Genomic DNA, 24,401 nt, shown 5'->3' on the forward strand with positions numbered 1-24,401 from the left:
GACCGGCCGCGCCGGAAGTCTTGCTAGCTTGCTGCTTAGAGCGCGCTGACCTTCTTGGAGATGGCCGACTTGCGGTTGGCAGCGTTGTTCTTGTGGATTACGCCCTTGCTGACGGCCTTGTCCAGCTTGCGGCTGGCGGTCTTCAGCGCTTCGGCTGCTGCATCCTTGTCGCTGGCCTTGACTGCAACATCAACCTTGTTGATGACGGTCTTCAGCTCGGACTTCACCGAGTTGTTACGCTGACGCGCCTTCTCGTTGGTGAGGATGCGCTTCTTCTGGGACTTAATATTGGCCACTTATAAACTCTCTTTGTATTGCGGACTTGGTCGGTGAGGGTATTTCAGACCAGACATTGACTGAGCGGCGTGGGGATACCGTAATGGCGCCTGAACTGAAGTGCCCGTCGACCTGCGCGGACACACAGCAATAAATGTTAGCAGAGATTCGGTGCCGGAATGCCAACCGGCGCTCAGCGCGCCGGGCGCACCTTTGCCAGTGCGCGGACTACCCGGCCGAACGCCCGCTCATCCATCACTGCGCCCTCACGGCGGATGCTCTCCGGTTCCAGGCGGAGCACCCGGTCCAGTTTAACTTCGCTGGGACGGCCCTTACTGTCCCACGGCCCGGTACCGACGTCCAGGTACCGCGGATCAGACGATCCAGTGTTGTTCCGGTCCCGGCTGGTCATCATCAGGCCCAGCAGCAGGGCACCGCTGCGGCCGATCAGCAGCACGGGGCGGTCCTTGCCCTGCGCCGGGTCTTCCTCGTAGGGGACCCACGCCCATACAACCTCACCGGGGTCGGGATCGCCGTCGGGCCGGGGTGCGTAGACCGGACTTACGGGCCCCGCATAGTCACCCGCGTATCCAGTAGGGCCCGACGCCGCGGCCTGCCAGGGCTGCGACGGCGCAGCCTTGGGTCCGGGGGAGGGCGCGGGGGACGGCCTTGGGGAGCGCCGGCCGGGCCCGGGCCGGGATTCTATACCGGTCCGGTCCCGGGACCCCTGCCCGGAAACGGTGCCGGCACCGGACCCGGCCTGGCCCAGCAGCCGGGCGGCGGAACGGACAAGGGAAGCGAAGGTGCGTGCGTTAAAGGGCATGGCACTACGTTAGGCGTCCGGCAGTCAACGGCGCTTCGGTTCCTGCTGGGGCAGGCAAACGTGGGAGACTGTTAATTCGACAGAAACACCCACCAGCAAAGCCTGGACACTGCCACCGCACGCAGGCGCACCCGCGCGGCGTCGGGCCTGTCCCGGAAACAGTAAAGGAACCGCCACAGTGTCACCTATGGCCCGCTTCTCGCCGGTGCCTGCCGCGACGGATCCGGCGATCATCAGAAACTTCTGCATCATCGCCCACATCGACCACGGCAAGTCCACCCTGGCCGACCGCATGCTCCAGTCCACCGGCGTCGTCGAGCACCGCAATATGAAGGCCCAGTACCTGGACCGGATGGATATTGAGCGGGAACGCGGCATCACCATCAAGTCCCAGGCCGTGCGCATGCCGTGGGAGCTCGACGGCGAGTCCTACGCACTGAACATGATCGATACACCGGGCCACGTGGACTTCACCTACGAAGTATCCCGGTCCCTGGCAGCCTGCGAAGGCGCGATTCTGCTGGTGGACGCTGCCCAGGGCATCGAGGCCCAGACGCTGGCGAACCTGTACCTGGCCATGGAGAACGATCTGACGATCATTCCGGTGCTGAACAAGATCGACCTCCCGGCAGCGCAGCCGGAGAAGTACGCCGAAGAACTGGCGAAGCTCATCGGCGGCGACCCGGCGGACGTGCTGAGGGTTTCCGGCAAGACCGGCGTGGGCGTCGAAGCCCTGCTGGACCAGATTGTCCGCGAGATTCCGGCGCCGCAGGGCGATCCCGATGCCCCGGCCCGCGCCATGATTTTCGACTCCGTGTATGACACCTACCGCGGCGTCGTCACCTACGTCCGTGTGATTGACGGGTCCCTGTCCCCGCGCGAACGAATCCAGATGATGTCCACCCGCGCCAGCCACGAGCTCCTGGAAATCGGCGTCAGCTCCCCGGAACCCACCCCGTCCAAGGGACTTGGGGTCGGCGAGGTGGGCTACCTGATCACCGGCGTGAAGGATGTGCGCCTGTCCAAGGTCGGCGACACGGTTACCAACCTGGCCAAGCCGGCTACGGAATCCCTGCCCGGCTACGCAGACCCGAAGCCCATGGTCTTCTCCGGGCTGTACCCCATCGACGGTGCCGACTACCCGGTGCTGCGCGAGGCGCTGGAAAAGCTGATGCTCAACGACGCCGCGCTGGTCTACGAACCCGAGACGTCGGCCGCGCTGGGCTTCGGCTTCCGGGTGGGCTTCCTGGGCCTGCTGCACCTGGAAATCACCCGTGAACGGCTCGAGCGCGAATACAACCTTGACCTGATCTCCACCGCACCCAACGTGGAGTACGAGGTGACGCTCGAGGACAAGAAGGTCGTCACAGTGACCAACCCCAGCGAGTACCCCGAAGGCAAAATCAAAGAGGTCCGTGAGCCGATGGTCTCGGCTACGATCCTGGCGCCGAATGAATTTGTCGGCGCCATCATGGAGCTGTGCCAGACCCGCCGCGGCGTGCTGGGCGGCATGGATTATCTTTCCGAGGACAGGGTCGAGATCCGGTACCGCCTTCCGCTGGCCGAGATCGTGTTCGACTTCTTCGACATCCTCAAGTCCAAGACCCGCGGCTACGCCTCCCTGGACTGGAAGGCCGACGGCGAGCAGGTTGCCGATCTGGTCAAGGTGGACATCCTGCTCCAGGGCGAGCAGGTGGATGCCTTCAGCTCCATCACCCACAAGGACAAGGCGTACTCCTACGGCGTGATGATGACGGGCAAGCTGCGCGAACTCATCCCGCGCCAGCAGTTCGAGGTCCCCATCCAGGCCGCCATTGGCTCGCGCATCATTGCCCGCGAGTCCATCCGCGCCATCCGCAAGGATGTGCTTGCCAAGTGCTACGGCGGCGACATCAGCCGTAAGCGCAAGCTGCTTGAAAAGCAGAAGGAAGGCAAGAAGCGCATGAAGATGGTGGGCCGCGTGGAGGTTCCGCAGGAAGCCTTCGTGGCTGCACTTTCCTCTGACGATTCCAAGGACAAATCCAAGAAGTGACACCCAGCGCATTGCCCCTCGGAGACCCGGCACCCGCCGACGGCCTCCTGCCCGCACAGGCCGCAGAAGGCGCAGCGGAGCGGAACTTCGGACTGTACGTCCACATTCCGTTCTGCTCCGTCCGCTGCGGTTACTGCGATTTCAACACCTACACGGCCACCGAGCTCGGCGGCGGCGCCTCCCAGGCGGCCTACGGGGCGACGGCGGCCCGCGAAGTGGTTTTCGCCGCGGACGCGCTCCGCCGGTCCGGGATGCCCGAGCGCCGGATGGAAACGGTGTTCTTCGGCGGCGGCACGCCCACGCTGCTGCCGGCCGAGGACCTGGCCATGATCCTCACTACCGCCGTCGACCAGTGGGGCCTGGCGCCCGGCGCTGAGGTCACCACCGAGGCGAACCCGGATTCGGTGACCCCCGAATCCCTGCAGTTGCTCGCCGACGCCGGTTTCACCCGCGTGTCCTTCGGGATGCAGTCAGCGGTACCGCACGTGTTGGCGGTCCTGGACCGCACGCATACCCCCTCGCGGGTGCCGCAGGCAGTGAAATGGGCGCGCGACGCCGGCCTGCACGTGAGCGTGGACCTGATCTACGGCACCCCGGGCGAATCCATGGAGGACTGGAAAATTTCCGTGGAAGAAGCCCTGAGCTACGAGCCGGACCACATTTCGGCCTATGCCCTGATCATCGAGGAAGGGACCAAGCTCGCGGCGCGGATGCGGCGCGGCGAGGTGCCCCCGATTGACGACGACGACCACGCCGACAAGTACGTGCTGGCCGACGAAATGATGACCGCAGCAGGCTTGTCCTGGTACGAGGTCAGCAACTGGGCGCGCACCCCGGCGGACCAGTGCCGGCACAACCTGGCCTACTGGCGCAGCGACGACTGGTGGGGGATCGGCCCCGGCGCACATTCGCATGCCGGCGGCGTGCGCTGGTGGAACGCCAAGCACCCCACCGCCTACGCCCAGCGGATCGCAGCGGGGGAGTCGCCCTCAGTGGGCCGGGAGACGCTTGACGCCGACACCCGGTACATCGAAGACATCATGCTGCGCACGCGGCTGGCAGAGGGCCTGGAACTGAACCGGCTGCGGGAGCCCGGCCGGCTGGCCGTCGCGGGCCTGATGGCCGACGGACTGGTGGATCCCCCGGCGGCGCTGACCGGGAAAGTGATCCTCACCGGCAACGGACGGCTGCTGGCCGATGCGGTGGTCCGCCGGCTGCTGCCGGACTGATCGCCGGCACAAACGAAAAAAGCCGGACCGGGCATAGTCCCGGTCCGGCTTTTTTATTTGGCTGAACTACTTGATGCGGCGCAGGTTGAACGGGTAGCGGTACGGCCGTCCCCGGTTGCACTCAATGCCGGCAATGACGGAGGACACAGCCACGTAGACCCAGATCAGGGCGTTGAGTACGGCGAAGAAGCCGCCCACCACGGGGATAAAGGACAGGGCCCAGACCACCAGCGCCGCAATGCTGGGCGGTAGCGTGAAGTTCAGTGCTTCCTTGGATTCCTGGGCAGTGAACGGGCCGCGGTCGCGGAAGACCAGGTAGATGATCAAGGACGGGACGAAGGCGAGTATGCCGCCGAAGTGCGCCATGGTTGCCCACTGCCGGTCCTCCGAAGCAGTCAGCGGAAGTGCGTTGGCCGGAGCGCCCTGATACACGGGTCGCTGCGCGGGCTCTTCCGGGCGGGGCGGGTGATTCTGGCGTGTGTTGGACACGGCGTAATTTCCTTTTGGCTCATGGTGACTCAGGGTCGGTCCGCTACTACGTATTCCTCAAGCGTACTGTCTGGTCCGCTTTATAACGGAACGGAGACGGCCGGTGCGGCGCACATCTCACCCCGGGACAGTCAGGAAGTCAATGACTTCTTCCACCCGTCCCAGCAGCGAGGGCTCAAGGTCCGCATAGGTGTGCACCTGCCCCAAAAGCTTCTTCCACCCCAGGGCGACGTCGGTGTGGTCCCGGTGCGGCCAGCCCAGGCCCTGCAGGATGCCGGTCTTCCAATCAAGGTTCCGCGGCACCACCGGCCAGGCACTCCGGCCGATCACCGAGGGTTTGATCGCCTGCCATACATCCACATAAGGGTGGCCCACAATGAGGACGTTGCCCGGCGCTCCGGGGCAGGTCATTGCCTCGGCGGCAATCCGGGATTCCTTGGACCCCGGGACCAGATGGTCTACCAGGATGCCGAGGCGGCGCCCGTGTCCCGGCCCGAAGTCGCGGACCGCCGAATAGAGGTCATCAACGCCGTGGAGGGGCTCGACGACGATTCCCTCCACGCGCAGGTCATCGCCCCAGACCTTTTCCACCAGTTCAGCGTCGTGCTTGCCTTCCACCCAGATGCGGCTGGCCCGCGCGGTGCGGGCGCGTTGGTTGGCCACCCGTACGGATCCGGACGCGGTACGGGCCGGTGCGGCCCTGCCCGGCGCGGCCGCGGACGCCGGCACCACCTCCACGGGCTCGCCCTCCAGCAGGAAGCCAAAGCCCAGCTCGAAGGACTTGGTTTTTCCGCGGCGGTCCTCCAGGACCATCAGGTGCAGCCCGCCGGATTTCTCCACCCGCACCACGGCACCCACCCAGCCGGAGGCAACATCCTCCAGGACCAGGCCGGGTTCGGCGCCGACTTTTCGCAGGGCCGTCCGGGCCGGGGCAGTGATGTCCTGCGGACCCCAGGAAAAACTGGACACGAAAATTGCCTCACTCAGATGCTCGGTTGGGCTGGAATGCCCGCAGGGGGTGAACGGGTTCCTCAATGCTAGCAACGCAGTTGATCCGTATTAGACTTAGCACTTGAGCAGTGGGAGTGCTAACCCGCCGCACCATCCGCCGATTCGCTGGGAGGGAAAAGCCATGAGTGAGCCACGCCGGCTCGAGGTCCTCCGCGCCATTGTCGAGGACTACGTCCATTCACGCGAGCCCGTCGGCTCCAAGGCACTGGTGGAGCGCCACCAGTTGGGTGTTTCCTCGGCCACCATCCGCAATGACATGGCGGCCCTTGAAGAGGAAGGGCTCATCACCGCCCCGCACACTTCGGCGGGACGCATCCCCACGGATAAGGGCTACCGCCTGTTCGTGGACCAGATTTCGGACGTGAAACCGCTCTCGGCCCCGGAACGCCGTGCCATCCAGTCCCTGCTCGAAGGCGCAGATGATCTGGATGACGTTATGGACCGCACTGTACGGCTGCTGTCCCAGCTGACCAACCAGGTGGCCGTGGTCCAGTACCCGCACCTGGGCAACGCCAAAGTGCGCCACATCGAATTTGTCCTCCTGGCGCCGGCCCAGGTGCTGGTTGTCCTGATTTCCACCACGGGACGGGTGGAGCAGCGGGTCATCACGGTTCCGCAGCCGGTGACCGAACCCGATCTCCTGGACCTGCGCCACCATTTCCTTGCCGCCCTTGCCGGCACGCCGCTCAGCAGCATCACCGGCCACCTTGCCGAAGCGCTGGCCACCGTGCCTGCCGCTTCCCGGAGGGTGGCCGCCGCGTTGGGCCACTGCCTGGAAATGCTCGCCGGAATTAACCGGGAGGACCGCATGGTTATGGCCGGAACGGCCAACCTGGCCCGCTCCACGGTAGACTTCCCGCTGACAATCGGACCGGTCCTGGAGGCTCTCGAGGAACAAGTCGTGATGCTGCGGCTGTTGTCCGAGATGGAGCAGGACGCCCGGGGTGTTGCCGTCCGGATTGGACGGGAAAACCCGCACGGCGGACTATCCGAAGCATCGGTGGTGGCCACGGGGTACGGACCCGACGCTTCGGCAAAGGTCGGCATCCTGGGGCCCACCCGGATGGACTATCCCACCACCATGGCAGCCGTCCGGGCCGTGGCGCGGTACCTCTCCCGAATACTCAATAACTAGGCCGGCCCGCACCAGCTGCGCGGCCGTCCCGCCGGGCCACCCGGCGGACCACAAACTACGCCTCCACCACCGGAGGCAGGCAATACAGGAAGCGATGTGCACGAGTGAGCGATCACTATCAGGTTCTGGGCGTCGGACGAGACGCCACGGGTGAAGAAATCAAGAAGGCGTACCGGAAGCTTGCCCGCAAGCTGCATCCGGACGTCAACAATGCTCCGGGTGCATCCGATGAGTTCAAAGCCGTAACGCACGCCTACGAGGTTCTCTCGGATCCGGAGAAGCGCCGCATTTACGACACCACGGGCAACGAGAACGGCACCGATAACGGCTTCGGCGGAGGCGGCTTCGGCGGCCAGGGCTTCGGTTTCCAGGACATCTTCGACACCTTCTTCGGCGGTGCAGCCCCCGGCGGCGGCCGGGGACCCGCCTCGCGGGCCCGGCGCGGCCAGGATGCGCTCATCAACGTGCGGATCGACCTCAAGGACGCCGTCTTCGGCGTCAACAAGAAGATCGACGTCGACACCGCCGTCGTCTGCCCCACGTGTGACGGATCGTGCTGCCAGCCGGGCACATCCCCGCGGACCTGCGACATTTGCCACGGCACCGGCCAGGTGCAGCGGGCTGTACGTTCCATCCTCGGCCAGGTCATGACCTCGGCCCCCTGCGGAACCTGCAACGGCTTCGGCACCGTCATTCCGGATCCGTGCCACGAATGCTCCGGTGAAGGCCGCGTCCGCAACCGCCGCACACTGACCATCAAGATCCCCGCCGGCGTCGCCACCGGCACCCGGATCCAGCTCAGCCAGCAGGGCGAGGCCGGCATGGCCGGCGGCCCCGCCGGCGACCTCTACGTGGAAATCAGGGTCAACAATGACCCGACGTTCCTCCGCGAGGGAGATGATCTGCACGCCACCCTCACCGTCCCGATGACTGCGGCGTCCCTGGGCACCACGGTCACCCTCGACACCTTCGACGGCGAACGTGAAATCACGGTCAAGCCCGGCACCCAGTCCGGTGAGGTCTCCGTCCTCAACGGACTCGGTGTTACGCACCTGCGCGGCCACGGCCGCGGCGATCTGCGGGTGCATGTGCACGTGGAAACCCCGCAGAAGCTGGACTCCGAGCAGGAAGAGCTGCTGCGCAAACTCGCCCAGCTGCGCGGGGAGGAATACAGCGAGGGCCGCCTGAACAGTTCGAACTCCGGCGTCTTCGCGAAACTGCGGGACCGGTTGGGCAACCTCTAGGATGACCAACCCCATTTTCTTCGGGGATCCGGAGCTGGTGGCAGCAGTCCGCCCAGGCGGCTCGTTCCGCCTGGAAGGACCGGAAGCCCGCCATGCCGTGTCCGTGAAGCGGATTGCCCCCGGCGAGCCGGTGGACGTTGTGGACGGTGCCGGACGGCGGATCACCGGCACCGTCACCGTGACCGGCCCGTCCCTGCTGGAACTGGCCGTGGAAGCGGTAACGCAGGAGCCGGCGGAGGCTGAGCGCCTTGTCCTGGTGCAGGCCCTCGCCAAGGGAGACCGTGATGAGCAGGCGGTCGAAGCGGCCACGGAACTGGGCGTGGATGCCGTGATCCCGTGGCAGTCGGACCGCAGCATTGTCCGGTGGCGCACGGAGAAAGCGGCCAAGGGCCAGGCCAAGTGGCAGGCACTGACCGCCGCCGCCGCCAAGCAGTCCCGCCGCTCCCGCATTCCCGAGGTTGAGCCGCTGCTTGACAGCAAGGCCCTGGTCCGCCGTCTCTCGGACCTGGACCTGGTACTGGTGCTGCATGAGGAAGCCGACGCACCCCTCGCCGGGGCATTGGCGGCACTCGGCGACCGCCGCGCTGGTCCGGCCGGGCCGGATGCGGCGCAGGCTTCCATTGCGGTGGTTGTGGGACCGGAGGGCGGTATCAGCCCGGCGGAGCTGGAACAGCTGCGTGCCGCCGGCGCGGTGGCGGTCCGGCTGGGCCCGCATGTGCTGCGGTCCTCCACCGCCGGTCCTTCTGCGCTGGCCGTCCTGAATCAGCTGCTGGGCCGCTGGTAGTCCGGCCGCCGTAGGGCGACTTACCCCTCGGGGGAGCCGGGATCGGAGATAACCGTGATCCGCTTGGAATCTCCGGCCGATTCATGTCCGCCGTAGAAGACACGGATACTGTAGTCGCCCGGTGCGAGGGTCGCGGAGAAACTGAACCTCCCGGTTTCCCCTACTGCGGCATGCAGGTCCACGGTGCCCGCAGCCACGGCTGCCGAGGACGGCCTGCCGTCCACCACGGGCTCGGCACGCCAGTACAGCTGGGAAGGCTGCGCCACCGCGGTGCCGCTGATCTCCACGTCACTGCCGCGCACCTGGGATTCCTGCGGATCGATGATCCAGATGGGAGCAGCCAGCTTGGTGTCCCGGCGAAGCGGCTCATCCAGCGGGACATGCCCGAACGCACGATAGCCCGCCTTGCCGTCCACCAGGATCACCACCGTGCTTTCCTGGCCCACCGCGGTGAGTTTCGCGTTGGCGGCAGCGGCGGTGGCGGTGTACACCAGCTGCTGCACGGCACGGTGGGCCATTCCGGAGTCGAGGGAGCCCTTGAACGCATCCGAGGAGATGTCCACCGTGATGACGTTCTTGCTGGAAATGGAAGCGGTGACGCTGTCAGCCGGATGCCATGGCGTGAAATAGTCCTGGTCCAGCGGTTTCCCCGCCGTCATTGCCCGGACTGCCTCGCCGACCGGATCGCCGGTATGGTCCGAGTGCAGGAACTCCCGGTAGAGGCTCACGGTTGTTTCGTTGAGGCCGAGCCAGTAGACCGGCATCAAGGTAGAAGCCGAGGCCGCCTCGGCGGGCGGGGAGATGGTCATGGCGGCACCTCCGCCGGTTTCGCCGGCGTTGGCCGACGTCGGCATGGTGGTGGTGGCATTCTCTGCCACCACGCCGCAGCCGCCAAGCATCACGGCGCCGGCTGCCAGCGCGGACCCGGCGAGCAGGAGCCGGCGACGGCACATGGAGGGGGATGAGGCACGGCGGGTTTTTCCGGTGGACATCAACCCTCCTTAAGGTGTCGCTAACAGGTACGTCATCCACCTTCGCACACGGTTTCGGGCCCACCGGTGCTGTTCGCGGGACCGCGGCCGGACTGAAACACGATTGAGACATCACCGTTGCGGCCCCGAGATAAAGCCCATGGTGTTCCGCCCGGGTGCGGGCAGATCAAGTAAGATTTACGTAGCCGGAGTTGCGTGGCGCAGGCACCAGCAGGGGCGCAGGAATCACGTGCAGGGAAATAAAGCCCCGTACTGCGGCGTTTTTAGTAAACGGGACGCGGAGTACGGCGCACCGAACCACCCAACAGCAGCACACCCAACAGCACTCAATAAGGGGCGATGAAAGGCCTGGAAAGGCCGTCTATATGACCGAATCTTCAATGGAAATCGGCACCATCCGACTGGACAACCAGACAATTGTCTTTGACTCCACGGAACACATGGTCCAGTCGCTGGGGGCCAACGACGAGGCCCTGCGGATCATTGAGGCGGCCAATCCCGAGGTGAGCCTGCTGGTCCGGGGAAATGAGCTTTCGGTTGCCGGACCCGCGGCCGATGTGGAGCAGACCGTCCGCCTGGTCAACGAGGTCCGTGTCCTGGCCCGGAACCAGACCCGGGTTACCCCGCAGGTCCTCGAGCAGCTGATCAGCATGCTCCGTGACCAGAGCACGCACCGCCCGGCGGACGTGCTTACCCAGAACATCCTCTCCACCCGGGGCAAAACCATCCGGCCGAAGACCCTGAACCAAAAGAACTACGTGGACGCGATTGACCGCAACACAGTGGTCTTCGGCATCGGGCCGGCCGGCACCGGCAAGACATACCTGGCAATGGCCAAGGCCGTTCAGGCGCTGCAGCAGAAGGAGGTCAACCGGATCATCCTGACCCGGCCGGCCGTTGAAGCGGGGGAGCGGCTCGGCTTCCTGCCGGGCACACTGAGCGACAAGATCGATCCGTACCTGCGACCGCTGTACGACGCGCTGCACGACATGATGGACCCCGAATCCATTCCGCGGCTGATGGCGGCAGGCACCATTGAGGTGGCGCCGCTGGCCTACATGCGCGGCCGGACCCTCAATGACGCGTTCATCATTTTGGACGAAGCGCAGAACACCACGCCCGAACAGATGAAGATGTTCCTGACCCGCCTCGGCTTCGGCTCCAAGATGGTCGTCACCGGAGACGTCACCCAGGTGGACCTTCCCGGCGGCACAGCCTCGGGGCTGCGTATTGTGCACGACATCCTGGGCGACATCGACGACGTCGCGTTCTCCGAACTCCAGGCGGTCGACGTCGTACGCCACCGGTTGGTCAGCGACATTGTCACTGCCTACAGCGAGTGGGACGAGGCAAAGCGCAGCCGCAGCGCCGCGCGCAGCGACGAAGGACAGTCCAACAGCCGCGGCAACGGCGGCCACGGGCGGGAGGCCCGTTCATGAGCATTGAAGTAAACAACGAATCCAGCGCGCCCGGAGTGGACGAAGAGGGACTGGCCCGGCTGGGCCGGTACCTGCTCGACAGCCTCTACGTGCACCCCGAAGCGGACCTGTCCATCATCCTCGTGGACGAGGATGCCATTGAAAAGCTGCATATCGAGTGGATGGACCTGCCGGGCCCCACCGATGTGCTCTCCTTCCCCATGGATGAGCTGCGTCCCGGAACAGCCGGACGAATCACCCCGGCCGGCGTCCTGGGCGACATTGTGCTGTGCCCGCAGGTAGCCGCACGCCAGGCCGCCGACGCCGGGCACGGCACCGACGAGGAACTGCTTCTCCTGACCACACACGGCGTTCTGCACCTGCTCGGATACGACCACGCCGAACCGGAGGAAGAGAAAGAAATGTTCGGCCTCCAGCGCCGCCTGCTCTCCGCCTACCTGGGTAAACAGGCCCCCAAGGAGACCCGAAGTTGAGCATTGGTGTCCTTGTTGTTATGGCCATGGCCTTTATGGTCCTGGCCGGGCTGCTGACCGCAGCCGAATCGGCGTACGGCTACCTGCCCCGCCAGGACGCCGAGGCGCTGCTTCACGGCAAGGCAGGCGCACCGCTGCGCCGCATCCTGGCACACCCCGTGGCGCACATGCACGCGCTGCGGTTCTGGCGCGTCTGGTTCGAAATGGCGATGGCGGTTTCCGTGGCCACGCTGTTCCAGCTGCTGCTGGACAACATCTGGCTGGCCGGGCTGCTGGCGACCGTCACCATGGCCGCCGTCGGCTTTGTCCTGGTGGGGGTGTCCCCGCGGCAGATTGGACGCAAGCACGTTACCGCCGTCGTGGTCCTCACCGCCGGACTGGTCCGCGTGCTGCGCGCCGTCCTGGGTCCGATCCCCGGCTGGCTGGTGCGGCTGGGTACGGCCGTGGCTCCCGGCACCCAGGGCCCGGATGCCGCCTTCTTTACCGAAGAGGAATTCCGGGAGCTGTTGGACCGCGCCTCCGATGCGGACATGATCGAAGACACCGAAGCGGAACTGATCCATTCCGTCTTCGAACTCGGTGACACCAAGGTCCGCTCGGTGATGGTTCCCCGCACCGACATGGTCTGCATCGAAGCCGGCAGCACCCTGCGCCAGGCCATGTCGCTGTTCCTGCGTTCGGGATACTCCCGGGTGCCGGTCATCGAAGACAGCGCCGACCACCTGGTGGGCATCCTCTACCTCAAGGACGTAGCCGCCCGGATCCACAGCGATCCCGAGCGCGGCTCCGTGGAAAAGGTCGAAGACTTTGCCCGCAGCGTCCGCTACGTGCCCGAATCCAAGGCCGTCAGTGAACTGCTCCAGGAACTCCAGCGGGAATCCACTCACGTGGCCGTGGTGATCGACGAATACGGCGGAACTGCCGGGCTGGTGACGCTTGAGGACCTCATTGAGGAGATCGTCGGCGAAATCGTCGACGAGTACGACTCGGAGCGCCCCGAAATCGAAAACCTCGGCGAAAACCGCTATCGCGTCAGCTCCAAAACCGGCATCGACGACCTCGGCGAACTGTTCGACGTCGAACTGGAGGATGATGAAGTGGACACGGTTGGCGGGTTGCTGGCCAAAGCCCTCGGCCGCGTCCCGATTGTCGGTTCCGAGGTGGTAGTGGAAGGCATCGTCCTCCACGCCGAACGCCTGGAAGGCCGGCGCAACCGGGTTTCACATGTCCTGGCCTGGAAGGCCGCTTCCCCGGAAGACTCCGAAGAATCCAGCGATGAGGGCCAGAACCCGGCCCCGCGCTCCCGCTCTACAGAATTGGTACCCCGTAATGACTGAACCGCAGTTCCGCGCAGGATTCGTGTCCCTGGTGGGCCGGCCCAATGCCGGCAAGTCCACCCTGACCAATGCGCTGGTCGGTTCCAAGGTGGCGATTACCTCCGCCAAGCCGCAGACCACCCGGCACACCATCCGCGGCATCGTGCACCGCGAAGACTCACAGGTGATCCTCGTGGACACCCCGGGACTGCACCGCCCCCGCACCCTGCTGGGCAAGCGGCTCAACGAGCTGGTGGCTGACACCCTGGCTGAGGTCGACGCCGTCGGGTTCTGCCTGCCGGCCAACGAAGCCGTAGGCCCCGGCGACCGCTACATTGCCGCCCAGCTGGCGGCCCTGAAACGCACTCCCGTGATTGCCCTGGTCACCAAGACCGACCTGGTGGACCGCGCGGCACTGGCCAAGCAGCTGATGTCTGTCACCGCGCTGGGCAATGAGGTGCTGGGCGAGGCGGGCTGGGCCGACGTCGTACCCGTCTCTGCTGCGGACGGTTTCCAGGTCGGTACCGTAGCGGACGTGCTGGCCGGCCACATGCCTGCCTCGCCGCCGCTGTACCCGGACGGAGAGCTGACGGACGAGCCCGAGGCCGTCATGGTGGCAGAACTGGTCCGCGAAGCCGCCCTGGAGGGCGTGCGGGATGAGCTGCCACACTCCCTTGCCGTGGTTGTGGAGGAAATTGTTCCCCGCGAAGGCCGCAGCGAGGAGAACCCGCTGCTGGACGTACGTGTGAACCTGTACGTAGAGCGTTCTTCCCAGAAGGCCATTATCATCGGCCGCGGCGGGTCCCGCCTGCGGGACGTTGGAACAACTGCGCGCCGCGGCATCGAGGCGCTGCTGGGCACGAAGGTGTACCTTGACCTTCACGTCAAGATCGCCAAGGACTGGCAGCGGGACCCCAAGCAGCTGGTGAAGCTGGGGTTCTAGCTCCGCTCCGGCCGGCTCTTCCGGCCGCCACGGTGCCTGCCCCCGCGTAACTCACAGGGTCAGCCCGTACACTTTGTACATTCGTTTGAGCATATCGATTCATGAAGGGGACCGGCTATGTCATCTCGCCGTGCCGCAACGGGCGGCGGCCCCTTGGGAAATACCAGTGCCAGGACAGGCGGTTCCGCGGAACCGGGTGGCAGGCATCTTTCCCGGCGGGCCTCCGCCGGGCATCCGGTCCTCAAGGGTATTGCCGCCCTCCTTTCGCTGGTCCTCGTGGCCGGCGTCGTTTTCGGCGTGGTGCAGGTAATGCGGCTGCAGGGCAACTTTGACACCGAGCCGCTGAACCTGGGTTCGGGTGACGCTCCGGTTGAGCAGGTGGATGCCAACACCGATCCCATGCAGATCCTGGTCTTGGGCACCGACAACCGCGACGGGCAGAACTCGAACAACTCCGACGTGATGATGCTGGTGAACCTCTCCGCGGACCGCTCCAACGTCACCGTGGTGAGCTTCCCCCGCGACCTGCTGGTCCCGCTGCCCCAGTGTGAAGATCCGGCCTCCGGCGTTGTTTATGACGCCATGGACTTGGGCCAGCTCAACGGCGCCCTGGGCAACGGCGGCCCGGGCTGCACGGTTGCAGCCATCAACGAACTGACCGGCCTGACCATCGACCACTTCATGATGGCCGACTTCGATGCCGTGAAGGAGTTGTCGAACACGCTCGGCGGCGTGGAGGTGTGCGTCAACCAGCCGGTTAATGACCCGCTTTCAGGTTTGGATCTTCCCGCCGGTGTCAGCACCGTCCAGGGCGAACAGGCACTGGCGTTCCTGCGCACCCGGCACGGATTCGGCAACGGCGGCGACGAAGGCCGTATCCGCGCCCAGCAGAGCTTCCTGGCCTCCATGGTCCGCAAGGTCAAGGACGAAGGTACGCTGAACAACCTGCCGAAGCTGTACTCCATGGCCGAGACGGTCACCAAGAACCTCACCGTGGACGAGGGCCTGGCGCAGATTCCGGACCTGGTTTCCCTCGCCACCCGGCTCAAGGACGTGGACCTGGGCAAGGTGGCGTTCGTGACCGCTCCGGTGGTGCCCTGGGAACTGGACCCGAACCGCCTCGTGCTTGACGAGGAAAAGGCGCAGCCGCTCTTTGACGCCCTGGTCTCCGACCAGGGTGTGACCGCAGAGCCCACCGCACCTGGAACCACCGGGACCCCGACGGATGCCTCTACTGACGCAGCCACCGGCATGCCGGTCACAGAGGAGCCCACGGTTCCGGTGGTGGATCCGGCAACTGTGCCCGTCACGCTGGTGAACGCCTCCGGCGCTTCGGGACGGGACAAGGCTGTAGCCGAAGTCCTGCTCTCGAAGGGGTTTGTCCAGGCACTGGCCGGCGGCACGGCGTCCACGCAGAGTCCGGCAACGCAGATCTTCTATGGTTACGGCTATGAGGAGATGGCGCTGGAAGTGGCCCGGACCCTGAATATCCCGGACGTGCAGGTGGTCCTTAGTGCGGCCTACACGGGTGTTTCCGTGGAGATCGGAGCGGACTTCGCCTCCGGCTCCGCCATGAAGGACCTGGGCGACGTCGGTGACCTGAGCGGCCAGACCGCTGCGCAGGTTACGTGCCAGTCCGCATTTGGAAACTAACATTTGAAGCGGGGGATCGCCTGCGTGTTAGTGTGATCACGTGCACGCAGAGATCCTTCTCCTTAGCTGCCGCGGCGAGGCTCCACAAGCACCTGCTTAGGCCGACCCCCCGCTGCGGAGTTCGTGTTGCCCGGCCACCGTTTCTGATGATCGACGAGAAAAGGCCAAACCAACACCATGCGCAACGCACAGCAGCCCTCGGACATGCCGACGTCCAAGTACGTACCGTTCCACGAGCAGATCAACGTGGACCTGCCGGACCGGACGTGGCCCGGCAAACTCATCACCAAGGCGCCGCGCTGGTGCGCGGTGGACCTGCGGGACGGCAACCAGGCCCTCATTGACCCCATGACTCCCGAGCGCAAGCACAAGATGTTCGACCTGCTCGTGAAAATGGGCTTCAAGGAAATCGAGGTTGGTTTCCCCTCCGCATCCCAGTTGGACTTCGACTTCGTACGGCAGCTCATTGAAGGCGACCGGATCCCGGACGACGTGACCATCCAGGTCCTCACCCAGTCCCGCGAACACCTGATCGAGCGGACCTACGAATCGCTCGAAGGCGCAGACCGGGCCATTGTGCACCTCTACAATTCCACCTCGATCCTGCAGCGGCGGGTGGTCTTTAACACCGACCGGGACGGGATCGTGGACATTGCGCTCAGCGGTGCCCGCCTGTGCAAAAAGTACGAGGAACAGCTGCGCGGCGTCGACGTCACGTATGAATACTCCCCGGAGTCCTACACCGGCACCGAACTGGACTTCGCCGCACGCATTTCCGACGCCGTCGCCGAGGTGCTGGAAGCGTCCCCGGACCGGCAGATGATCCTGAACCTGCCGGCCACCGTCGAAATGACCACCCCCAACGTTTACGCGGACTCCATCGAGTGGATGCACCGCAACCTCGCCAGTCGGGACTCGGTGATCCTCTCCCTGCATCCGCACAATGACCGGGGGACCGGTGTGGCCGCAGCGGAGCTGGGCTACCTGGCCGGGGCGGACCGGATTGAGGGCTGCCTGTTCGGCAACGGTGAGCGCACCGGCAACGTGGACCTGGTGACCTTGGGCATGAATATGTTCAGCCAGGGCATCGACCCGCAGCTCGACTTCTCCGACATGGACGAAATCCGGCGCACCGTTGAGTACTGCAACCAGCTGCCCGTGCCCGAGCGTTCCCCCTACGGCGGTGACCTGGTGTTCACGGCCTTCTCCGGCTCCCACCAGGACGCCATCAAAAAGGGCTTCGAGGCCATGGAGAAAGACGCCGCCGCCGAAGGCAAAACCGTGGACGAAATTGCGTGGGGCGTTCCGTACCTGCCGATTGACCCCAAGGACATTGGCCGCAGCTATGAAGCGGTTATCCGGGTCAACTCCCAGTCCGGCAAGGGCGGGGTGGCTTACCTGCTTAAGAACGAGCACAACCTGGACCTGCCGCGGCGCGCGCAGATCGAGTTCTCCGGCGTCATCCAGCGCCGCACCGATACTGCCGGCGGCGAGATCACCGGTGCTGAGCTGTGGAAGGTGTTCCAGGACGAGTACCTGCCGCACACCCCGGAGTCCGACGCCGCCGCGTGGGGACACTATGAACTGATCTCCGTGAACGCCGACACACCCGCGGACGGCCGCTTCAACCTGACCGCCACCCTGAGTGTTGACGGCGTCTCCCAGCGGCGGATGGCCAGTGGAACCGGTCCCATTGCCGCACTGCTGGAAATCCTGGGTCAGGACGGCATAGACGTGCGCCTGTTGGATTACACCGAGCACGCACTGTCGGCCAGCGGCAACGCGCACGCGGCGGCCTACGTGGAACTCGCTGTGGTGGAGCGGGTGCTGTGGGGTGTGGGAATAGACCCCAACACCACCATGTCCGCGCTGAAAGCGGTCATTTCCGCGGTCAACCGGGCCATCCGGGACCAGGGCTGATCCTGCCCTTCGCAACGGTGTCCGGACGCGCCCGGCGGCAGTGTCCGCCGGGACGTCCGGACGTGGGAAAATAGCCGGGTGGCCAAATCCTTCGCATCCCGCACCTACCGTGATGATGCCGTGGTCCTGCGAACCCACAAGCTGGGCGAGGCGGACCGCATCCTCGTGCTGCTGACGCGCGAGCACGGCCAGGTGCGCGCCGTGGCCAAGGGCGTGCGGCGGACTTCGAGCAAGTTCGGGGCGCGGCTGGAACCCTTTATGGTGGTCGAACTCCAGCTCTCGCACGGCCGGAACCTGGACATCGTCACCCAAGCCCAGACCAAGGGCGCCTACGGGCACGGCATAGTATCCGACTACGCCCGCTACACGGCCGCCGCCGCCGTCGCCGAAACGGCCGAACGGCTCACCGACATTGACGGCGAGTCGGCCAAGGCGCACTACCAGCTGGTGATCGGCGCCTTTGCCGCGTTGAGCCGCGGTGCGCACGCCCCGGAGCTGATCCTGGACTCATATCTGCTGCGCGCGCTGGCCACGGCGGGGTGGGCGCCGAGCTTCACCGACTGCGCCCGGTGCGGTGCGCCGGGTCCACACACCGCTTTTTCAGCGCCGCTGGGCGGAGCGGTCTGCCCGGTGTGCCGCCCGCCCGGCTCGGCGTCGCCGTCCCCCGAAACCATGACGCTGCTGGCGGCGCTGCTCAGCGGCGACTGGCCGGCAGCCGATGCTTCCGGACCACAGCCGCGGCACGAATCCGCCGGGCTGGTGGCCGGTTACCTGCAGTGGCACCTGGAACGGGTGCTGCGGTCCCTTCAACACGTGGAGCGTGTCTGACCTTGCGTTCAAAAACCCCCTCCGCCGTTCCGGCAATGCCGGTTATCCGGCCCACACCGCATCCCTCAGGCGCGGTGCCGCCGCCGGTGCCAGCGGAGCTGGTGCCCGCGCACGTGGCTATTGTGATGGACGGCAACGGACGCTGGGCCAACCAGCGCGGACTGCCCCGGACCGAGGGGCACCGCGCCGGCGAGGCGGCACTGCTGGACGTGATGGCAGGGGCCATCGAAATGGGTATCCGGCACGTCTCCGTCTACGCCTTCTCCACCGAAAACTGGAAACGCTCCCCGGAAGAAGTCCGCTTCCTGATGGGCTTCAGCCGCGACGTACTGCGGCGCCAGCGGGACCAGCTGAACGAATGGGGCGTCCGGATCCGCTGGTCCGGACGCCGCCCGCGGCTGTGGCAGAGCGTGGTGAAGGAACTGGAGACCGCTGAGGAGGCCACCCGCAGCAACACGGTATGCACGCTGAACATGTGCGTAAATTACGGCGGGCGGGCAGAAATTGCCGACGCCGTGGCCGCGATTGCCGCAGATGTGCAGAAGGGCCGGCTGCGGCCGGGGTCCATCAGCGAAAAGACCATCCAGAAGTACCTGGACGAACCGGACCTTCCGGACGTTGACTTGTTCCTGCGCACCTCGGGGGAGCAGCGGTTCTCCAACTTCATGCTCTGGCAGTCGGCCTACGCTGAAATGGTCTTTATGGACACGCTTTGGCCGGATGTGGACCGGCGGACCCTGTGGGAAGCGGTGGAGATCTATGCCCGGCGCGACCGCAGGTACGGCGCCGCCGTCGATCAGGCCGCCGTCGGCCAGGCCGCAGCCGACCCGGCCGCAGTAGATAAGGCCGCCGGGGCCTAGCCGCCGAACACAAACGCGGAGGCCCAGCGTTTGATGCCGGCGTATACGCGGGTCCGGACCGGCAGCGCGGAAAGCAAGGTGTCATGGAGGGCGCCGTCGAACCGGTACACAGTGACTTCCGGACCCAACAGCACCGCGCGCTGGACCATCAGGGAGACGTCCAGGACGCTGTCGGTGCGCAGCATCTGCGGATTCCAGGCGGGGGCGATGGTGGAGGCCGCAGAGGCGAGCATCAGGACGGGCACGTTGATGTCCAGTCCCCGGGCCACGCGTGCGTGCCCGGCCAGCACGGCCCGAATCCAGCCTGCCCGTACCGGGAAGCTGAAGGGCGGACGCCAGGCCGGGTCTACGGGCCACTCCCCGTCCATTTCGGCGCTGATGCTGCGGAAGTAGAAACCGAATTCGGGGATCTTCAACCGCGTTTTGGGCCGGCGGCGTGCCACCGGTTCCACCAGCCCGCTGGTGGCGAAGCGGAGCATGGAACTGCCGCTGATTTCCAGCCACGGGCTGTTCAGGATCAGGGCCCGGAGCCGGCCCGGGTTGCGGTGCGCCCACAGCGCGGCGACCAGCCCCCCGGTGGAATGCGCCATCAGCGTGGTCCGGACCGTTGCATCGGCACCGTACCGGGCCTGTACATCCTCGGCGACGGCGGCCAGCGCCGCTTCGATGTCGGCGTCATACTCGGCGAGGTCGCTCACGTAACCTTCGGATTGTCTCGGCCTCAGGCTCCTGCCGTACTTGCGCAGGTCAAGTGCATAGAACACCGCACCCTGTTCCGCCCAGAAGCGCGCAAGCTCCGCCTGGAAGAAGTAGTCACTCCAGCCGTGCAGGTAGAGAACGGTATCCACGGTCCCCTTTACCGGTGCCGCCTGCACCGGTACATAGGAGACCAGGGTGGCAACCAGCGGGCCTTCCTCGTCTGCCCCGAGGTCCAGCGTCATGCTGCGGAATCCCTCGCCCAGGACGTTGGGTTTCCAGTTCGGCTGAGCGTGGTGCATGCCTTCGACAATAGCGGAGCGTGCAGCAGCGGCGGGCAGGGTTTGGCCGGACGTGCCGGGTCTGGGATTCTTTGGAGTATGCGCATCTATCCCACCTTCTTCCGCCTCGTTTTCTCCGGCATGGACCCCGAGCGGGCCCACCGGATCGGTTTTGCGCTGATCCGCGCGGCAGCCCGGACTCCCGCAGCACCCGTGATGCGCCGCCTGATGCGGCCGGCGGCAGGTCTGCGCACCGAGGCCCTCGGCTTGTCCTTCCCCTCGCCCTTCGGCCTGGCCGCCGGGTTCGACAAGGAAGGTTCCGGCATCGGTGCCCTGGCGAACCTTGGCTTCGGCCACGTGGAAGTAGGCACGGTCACCGCGCAGGCGCAGCCGGGCAACGCCAAACCCCGGCTCTTCCGCCTGGTCGAAGACCGTGCGGTCATCAACCGGATGGGTTTCAACAACGACGGCGCCGCCGCCGTCGCCCCGCGCCTGGACAAAGCGCGGAGGGCGCTGGCCCGCACCTTCGGTGAGCCCCGTCCCGTGATCGGGATCAACATCGGCAAGACGAAAAAGGTGGACCTGGCCGACGCTGTGCAGGACTACCTCACCAGTGCACGCACCCTGGCGCCGCACGCGGACTACCTCGCCGTCAACGTCAGCTCGCCAAACACCCCCGGCCTGCGCCTGCTGCAGGACATCAGTTCCCTGCGGCCGCTGCTCACGCAGGTGGGCAATGCTGCGGACGACGCCGCGGGCCGGCATGTGCCGCTGCTGGTAAAAATCGCGCCGGACCTGACGGATGAGGATATTGACGACGTCGCAGAACTGGCGCTGTCACTGGGACTGGACGGGGTGATTGCCACCAACACCACCGTCACGCGGGAAAACCTGGCCACGGACCCGGAACAGGTGATCTCCTGCGGTGTCGGCGGACTAAGCGGCGCACCGCTGAAACGGCGTTCCCTTGAGGTCCTGCGCCGGCTGCACGCCCGGCTGGAAGGCAGCGGCTGCGCGATCATCTCCGTCGGGGGAGTGGAAACCGCAGCGGATGTCCGGGAACGCCTGGCTGCCGGGGCAACCCTGGTGCAGGGCTACACGGCCTTCCTCTATGAAGGCCCGTTCTGGGCGGCACGCATCAACCGGGCACTGGCGCGCGGCTAGGCGGCGCCCGGAGAGCAGGCCTGAAGAGCAGGCCTGGAAAGCAGGCCTGGAGAGCAGGCACAAAAAAGGGGGAAGGGCCGCCGTCGGCCCTTCCCCCATCCGCCAAGCGGAACGGGTCAGGAGGGGTACTGCCCGCGCGCCACCTGCGGCTTCGGGAGCCGGAAGCGGCGCAGCTGCAGGGAGCGGGACACCCCGTACCAGACATCGCCGGAGTTGGGACCGCCGAACTTTGAGGTGAGACGCTTGCGGATCTGGCGCCGCAGCATAAAGCTGTCGGCGATAACAGCCAGGATCAGCACCCAGAAGGCGGCCATCACGAACAGCTGGACATCTACGTTCTGGATGAAGCTGAAGATGACGAACACCAGGGCCGCGATCATGACGTATTCACCCACGTTGCGGCGGGCGTCGACAATGTCGCGGATGAACCTGCGGTTGGGGCCCTTGTCGCGCAGTGGAAGATAACGCTCGTCGCCGGTGTCCAGGGCCTGGCGGGTCTTCAGCCGTTCCGCCCGCATGGAGTCGCGGGCGGCAGCCTTCGCGGCCTTGCGGTCATCGGGGACCAGGGGGCGCCGGCGTGCGGCTTCCTGGTCCTTGCGGCGGGGTGTGGGAGCGCCTTTGCCGGCACGTTCCCTGGCGCCGGCTTCAGCGGCGACAGCCTGGTCCACAGTTTCCTGCGCGGTGGGCGCTTCTTTCTTTCGTCCGAACACAACCCAAGGATACCGTGAAAGATTGTAGGGTTTTGGCTATGACTTCCAACCCCGCACAAGACCCCATTCCCGCGCAGATCCATGAGGACGCCCTGCGCGCCAGCGTGGCCGCAGACTTTCCGCGGACCGTCGAGCAGCTCAAGTCCCTGGTCAGCATCCCGGGCATCGCGTGGGACTCTTTTGATCCCGAGCACCTGAACCGCAGCGCCGCCGCCGTGGCGGAGCTGATCCGCGAAGCCGGCATCGAAGACGTGCAGGTACTCCGCGTGGACAACAACGGCACGCCCGGCGGCCCCGCCGTCGTCGCCCGCCGCCCGGCCCGCCCCGGCGCTCCCACCGTCCTCCTCTACGCGCACCACGACGTGCAGCCGCCGGGAGATCCGGACCTCTGGGAATCCGATCCCTTCAGCGCCGAGGAACGCAACGGGCGGCTCTACGGCCGCGGCGCCGCAGACGACAAGGCCGGCATCATGGCGCACATCGGTGCCCTGCGTGCGCTGGAGGACGTCCTGGGCGAAGAGTCCGGCGTAGGCGTCACCCTGTTCATTGAAGGAGAGGAAGAAGCCGGTTCGCCGACCTTCCGCACCTTCCTGGAGACGTACCAGGACCTGCTGCGCGCAGACGTCATTGTGGTGGCGGACTCGGGCAACTGGAAGGTGGGCGTTCCGGCCCTGACCACCAGCCTGCGCGGACTGGTGGACGGCACAGTGGAAGTCCAGGTGCTGGACCACGCCGTGCACTCGGGTATGTTCGGCGGCCCCGTGCTGGATGCGCCCACGCTGCTCGCACGGCTGATCGCCACTTTCCACAACGCCGACGGCGACGTCGCCATCTCCGGGCTCGTCGCCGCCGACGACGCGGCCGTGGACTACCCCGAAGCCGATTTCCGCGCCGATTCCTCGCTGCTCGACGGCGTGCAGCTGGCCGGTACCGGGTCAATCGCCTCCCGCCTGTGGACCAAGCCGGCACTGTCCATCATCGGCATCGACGTCCCCACGGTCGCGATGTCCTCGAACACCATTCAGCCCAAGGCGCGTGCCAAGTTCAGCCTGCGCCTTGCTCCCGGCCAGAGCCCGGAAGCAGCCGTGGAAGCCATTGAAGCCCACATGCAGGCCAATGCACCGTTCGGCGCGAAGGTCACCTTCACACCGGGGGAGAAGGGCAACGCCTTCGCCACCGACACCAGTGCCAGTGCGGCCCGGACCGCACTGTGGGCACTGGGCCGCGCGTGGGGAGTGGAGCCCGTGGAGTCGGGCATGGGCGGCTCCATTCCGTTCATTGCAGACCTGGTGGAGCTGTTCCCGTCCGCTCAGATCCTCATCACCGGGGTGGAGGACCCGGATTCCCGGGCACACAGCGCCAACGAATCGCTGGACCTGAACGACTTCCGGAACGCGATCCTGGCCGAAGCACTGCTGCTGGCCCGCCTGGGTGCACGCGAAGCCTGATCGGCCGGCAGCCGGGGCGCACGGATGACCGGGGGAATGGATCAGTCCCCGGTATCTGTTAGATCGTTGGGGGATACCGGACGTACCATTGAGACACTGGTTTCGGCCTGCGGCAGGCGCGACGGCCTGCCAGCGGGAAACCAGCTGAGGAAAGAGAGAAACTATGAGCGTTTCCACCAGCGAAAACATCACCGCTGCGGCAGATACTGAGCTGCCCACGCACGAAGTGATGCTCTCGGACGTAGCCGCACAGAAGGTCCGCAGCCTGCTGGAGCAGGAGGGCCGTACGGACCTCCGTCTCCGCGTTGCTGTCCAGCCCGGCGGCTGCTCGGGACTTATCTACCAGCTGTACTTTGACGAGCGGGTCCTGGACGGCGACGCCGTCCGGGACTTCGACGGCGTCGAGGTCATTGTGGACAAGATGAGCGTTCCCTACCTTTCCGGGGCATCCATCGACTTCGAGGACACCATCTCGAAGCAGGGCTTCACCATCGACAACCCGAATGCGGGCGGCTCGTGCGCCTGTGGAGACTCCTTCCACTGACACACCGGCCCGACGGCCCTAAAAGCAGAGCTTTATTTCCCCGGCGCGGCGGCGATCTGTCACTGGATGGCCGCCCGTACGGGTAAGCTCTACACGTAGTAGTAAAACTAA

23 protein-coding genes are annotated in these 24,401 nt (G+C 65.9%); 16 read left to right on the plus strand and 7 right to left on the minus strand.

Going from position 1 to position 24,401, the window contains the following annotated elements:
• Nucleotides 1-35: 35 nt before the first annotated feature.
• Together rpsT and LJ754_RS08500 are read right to left on the minus strand one after the other, a co-directional pair.
• Nucleotides 36-296 (minus strand): 30S ribosomal protein S20, encoded by a 261-nt coding sequence (rpsT, locus tag LJ754_RS08495; protein ID WP_227911452.1) that lies wholly within the window; start codon nt 294-296, stop codon nt 36-38.
• 173 nt (nt 297-469) lie between these two features.
• On the minus strand, nt 470-1,099 hold the full coding sequence (locus tag LJ754_RS08500) for a type II toxin-antitoxin system PemK/MazF family toxin (protein ID WP_227926246.1): 630 nt from the start codon (nt 1,097-1,099) through the stop codon (nt 470-472).
• A 178-nt stretch (nt 1,100-1,277) separates the two neighbouring features.
• Here LJ754_RS08500 and lepA point away from each other — a divergent pair, with 178 nt between their 5' ends.
• Nucleotides 1,278-3,131 carry a translation elongation factor 4 gene (gene lepA / locus LJ754_RS08505; protein WP_227911450.1) on the plus strand — a complete coding sequence of 618 codons (1,854 nt, stop codon included), beginning with the start codon at nt 1,278-1,280 and terminating at the stop codon, nt 3,129-3,131.
• Nucleotides 3,128-4,360 carry a radical SAM family heme chaperone HemW gene (gene hemW / locus LJ754_RS08510; protein WP_227926247.1) on the plus strand — a complete coding sequence of 411 codons (1,233 nt, stop codon included), beginning with the start codon at nt 3,128-3,130 and terminating at the stop codon, nt 4,358-4,360. The genes lepA and hemW overlap by 4 nt, the downstream gene beginning before the upstream one ends.
• Nucleotides 4,361-4,426: 66 nt before the next feature.
• Here hemW and LJ754_RS08515 read toward each other — a convergent pair whose 3' ends face one another.
• Nucleotides 4,427-4,849 (minus strand): DUF4870 domain-containing protein, encoded by a 423-nt coding sequence (locus LJ754_RS08515; protein WP_442860130.1) that lies wholly within the window; start codon nt 4,847-4,849, stop codon nt 4,427-4,429.
• A gap of 117 nt (nt 4,850-4,966) precedes the next feature.
• Nucleotides 4,967-5,818 carry a DUF3097 domain-containing protein gene (locus tag LJ754_RS08520; protein WP_227926248.1) on the minus strand — a complete coding sequence of 284 codons (852 nt, stop codon included), beginning with the start codon at nt 5,816-5,818 and terminating at the stop codon, nt 4,967-4,969.
• A 163-nt stretch (nt 5,819-5,981) separates the two neighbouring features.
• On the opposite strand from LJ754_RS08520, the gene hrcA reads away from it, so the two are divergent.
• The 3 genes from hrcA (at nt 5,982) to LJ754_RS08535 (ending at nt 9,023) form a co-directional block, all read left to right on the plus strand.
• Nucleotides 5,982-6,995: a heat-inducible transcriptional repressor HrcA gene (gene hrcA, locus LJ754_RS08525; protein WP_227911447.1), complete on the plus strand. Its 1,014-nt coding sequence runs from the start codon at nt 5,982-5,984 to the stop codon at nt 6,993-6,995.
• 104 nt (nt 6,996-7,099) lie between these two features.
• Complete coding sequence (gene dnaJ, locus LJ754_RS08530) at nt 7,100-8,239, plus strand: molecular chaperone DnaJ (protein ID WP_227911446.1); 1,140 nt, start codon at nt 7,100-7,102, stop codon at nt 8,237-8,239.
• A gap of 1 nt (nt 8,240) precedes the next feature.
• Nucleotides 8,241-9,023 carry a 16S rRNA (uracil(1498)-N(3))-methyltransferase gene (locus LJ754_RS08535; protein WP_227911445.1) on the plus strand — a complete coding sequence of 261 codons (783 nt, stop codon included), beginning with the start codon at nt 8,241-8,243 and terminating at the stop codon, nt 9,021-9,023.
• Nucleotides 9,024-9,043: 20 nt separating this feature from the next.
• Here LJ754_RS08535 and LJ754_RS08540 read toward each other — a convergent pair whose 3' ends face one another.
• Nucleotides 9,044-10,015: a GerMN domain-containing protein gene (locus LJ754_RS08540; RefSeq protein WP_227926249.1), complete on the minus strand. Its 972-nt coding sequence runs from the start codon at nt 10,013-10,015 to the stop codon at nt 9,044-9,046.
• 380 nt (nt 10,016-10,395) lie between these two features.
• Between LJ754_RS08540 and LJ754_RS08545 the strand changes: the two genes are divergently transcribed.
• From LJ754_RS08545 to LJ754_RS08580, 8 genes are all read left to right on the plus strand, one after another.
• On the plus strand, nt 10,396-11,454 hold the full coding sequence (locus LJ754_RS08545; protein WP_442860135.1) for a PhoH family protein: 1,059 nt from the start codon (nt 10,396-10,398) through the stop codon (nt 11,452-11,454).
• Nucleotides 11,451-11,927, plus strand: coding sequence for an rRNA maturation RNase YbeY (ybeY, locus tag LJ754_RS08550; RefSeq protein WP_227911442.1), 477 nt, complete (start codon nt 11,451-11,453; stop codon nt 11,925-11,927). Before LJ754_RS08545 ends, ybeY begins: the two co-directional genes overlap by 4 nt.
• A gap of 20 nt (nt 11,928-11,947) precedes the next feature.
• Complete coding sequence (locus LJ754_RS08555) at nt 11,948-13,264, plus strand: hemolysin family protein (RefSeq protein WP_442860134.1); 1,317 nt, start codon at nt 11,948-11,950, stop codon at nt 13,262-13,264.
• On the plus strand, nt 13,257-14,186 hold the full coding sequence (gene era / locus LJ754_RS08560) for a GTPase Era (RefSeq protein ID WP_227911440.1): 930 nt from the start codon (nt 13,257-13,259) through the stop codon (nt 14,184-14,186). Before LJ754_RS08555 ends, era begins: the two co-directional genes overlap by 8 nt.
• A gap of 117 nt (nt 14,187-14,303) precedes the next feature.
• Nucleotides 14,304-15,839, plus strand: a complete 1,536-nt coding sequence (locus LJ754_RS08565; RefSeq protein WP_227911439.1) for an LCP family protein — start codon at nt 14,304-14,306, stop codon at nt 15,837-15,839.
• 177 nt (nt 15,840-16,016) lie between these two features.
• Nucleotides 16,017-17,759, plus strand: a complete 1,743-nt coding sequence (gene leuA / locus LJ754_RS08570; RefSeq protein WP_227926250.1) for a 2-isopropylmalate synthase — start codon at nt 16,017-16,019, stop codon at nt 17,757-17,759.
• Nucleotides 17,760-17,837: 78 nt separating this feature from the next.
• Entirely contained in the window at nt 17,838-18,587 is a 750-nt protein-coding gene (gene recO, locus LJ754_RS08575; protein WP_227926251.1) for a DNA repair protein RecO, read from the plus strand.
• 35 nt (nt 18,588-18,622) lie between these two features.
• Complete coding sequence (locus tag LJ754_RS08580) at nt 18,623-19,447, plus strand: isoprenyl transferase (protein WP_227926589.1); 825 nt, start codon at nt 18,623-18,625, stop codon at nt 19,445-19,447.
• On the opposite strand, the gene LJ754_RS08585 is transcribed toward LJ754_RS08580, so the two are convergent.
• Nucleotides 19,444-20,445: an alpha/beta hydrolase gene (locus tag LJ754_RS08585; protein WP_227926252.1), complete on the minus strand. Its 1,002-nt coding sequence runs from the start codon at nt 20,443-20,445 to the stop codon at nt 19,444-19,446. The genes LJ754_RS08580 and LJ754_RS08585 overlap by 4 nt on opposite strands.
• A 78-nt stretch (nt 20,446-20,523) precedes the next feature.
• On the opposite strand from LJ754_RS08585, the gene LJ754_RS08590 reads away from it, so the two are divergent.
• Nucleotides 20,524-21,588, plus strand: a complete 1,065-nt coding sequence (locus LJ754_RS08590) for a quinone-dependent dihydroorotate dehydrogenase (RefSeq protein WP_227926253.1) — start codon at nt 20,524-20,526, stop codon at nt 21,586-21,588.
• Nucleotides 21,589-21,704: 116 nt separating this feature from the next.
• Here the strand turns inward: LJ754_RS08590 and LJ754_RS08595 are convergent, their stop codons facing one another.
• Complete coding sequence (locus LJ754_RS08595; RefSeq protein WP_227926254.1) at nt 21,705-22,298, minus strand: DUF3043 domain-containing protein; 594 nt, start codon at nt 22,296-22,298, stop codon at nt 21,705-21,707.
• Between the two features lie 38 nt (nt 22,299-22,336).
• Here LJ754_RS08595 and LJ754_RS08600 point away from each other — a divergent pair, with 38 nt between their 5' ends.
• Nucleotides 22,337-23,746, plus strand: coding sequence for a dipeptidase (locus LJ754_RS08600; protein WP_227926255.1), 1,410 nt, complete (start codon nt 22,337-22,339; stop codon nt 23,744-23,746).
• A 163-nt stretch (nt 23,747-23,909) separates the two neighbouring features.
• The gene (locus tag LJ754_RS08605; RefSeq protein WP_227911432.1) at nt 23,910-24,290 is read left to right on the plus strand and encodes a HesB/IscA family protein; all 381 of its coding nucleotides are present in this window, start codon (nt 23,910-23,912) and stop codon (nt 24,288-24,290) included.
• The last annotated feature ends 111 nt before the right edge of the window (nt 24,291-24,401 follow it).

Source organism: Arthrobacter sp. zg-Y40, assembly GCF_020731535.1.
GTDB lineage: Bacteria > Actinomycetota > Actinomycetes > Actinomycetales > Micrococcaceae > Arthrobacter_B.

What these genes read in the sequence shown, in the direction of transcription:
- LJ754_RS08500 (WP_227926246.1), bottom strand. Translation starts at nt 1,099, where the DNA reads ATGCCCTTTAACGCACGCACCTTCGCTTCCCTTGTCCGTTCCGCCGCC.
- hrcA (WP_227911447.1), top strand. Translation starts at nt 5,982, where the DNA reads ATGAGTGAGCCACGCCGGCTCGAGGTCCTCCGCGCCATTGTCGAGGAC.
- LJ754_RS08535 (WP_227911445.1), top strand. Translation starts at nt 8,241, where the DNA reads ATGACCAACCCCATTTTCTTCGGGGATCCGGAGCTGGTGGCAGCAGTC.
- LJ754_RS08540 (WP_227926249.1), bottom strand. Translation starts at nt 10,015, where the DNA reads ATGTCCACCGGAAAAACCCGCCGTGCCTCATCCCCCTCCATGTGCCGT.
- LJ754_RS08545 (WP_442860135.1), top strand. Translation starts at nt 10,396, where the DNA reads ATGGAAATCGGCACCATCCGACTGGACAACCAGACAATTGTCTTTGAC.
- ybeY (WP_227911442.1), top strand. Translation starts at nt 11,451, where the DNA reads ATGAGCATTGAAGTAAACAACGAATCCAGCGCGCCCGGAGTGGACGAA.
- LJ754_RS08555 (WP_442860134.1), top strand. Translation starts at nt 11,948, where the DNA reads ATGGCCATGGCCTTTATGGTCCTGGCCGGGCTGCTGACCGCAGCCGAA.
- era (WP_227911440.1), top strand. Translation starts at nt 13,257, where the DNA reads ATGACTGAACCGCAGTTCCGCGCAGGATTCGTGTCCCTGGTGGGCCGG.
- LJ754_RS08565 (WP_227911439.1), top strand. Translation starts at nt 14,304, where the DNA reads ATGTCATCTCGCCGTGCCGCAACGGGCGGCGGCCCCTTGGGAAATACC.
- leuA (WP_227926250.1), top strand. Translation starts at nt 16,017, where the DNA reads ATGCGCAACGCACAGCAGCCCTCGGACATGCCGACGTCCAAGTACGTA.
- LJ754_RS08580 (WP_227926589.1), top strand. Translation starts at nt 18,623, where the DNA reads ATGCCGGTTATCCGGCCCACACCGCATCCCTCAGGCGCGGTGCCGCCG.
- LJ754_RS08585 (WP_227926252.1), bottom strand. Translation starts at nt 20,445, where the DNA reads ATGCACCACGCTCAGCCGAACTGGAAACCCAACGTCCTGGGCGAGGGA.
- LJ754_RS08590 (WP_227926253.1), top strand. Translation starts at nt 20,524, where the DNA reads ATGCGCATCTATCCCACCTTCTTCCGCCTCGTTTTCTCCGGCATGGAC.
- LJ754_RS08600 (WP_227926255.1), top strand. Translation starts at nt 22,337, where the DNA reads ATGACTTCCAACCCCGCACAAGACCCCATTCCCGCGCAGATCCATGAG.
- LJ754_RS08605 (WP_227911432.1), top strand. Translation starts at nt 23,910, where the DNA reads ATGAGCGTTTCCACCAGCGAAAACATCACCGCTGCGGCAGATACTGAG.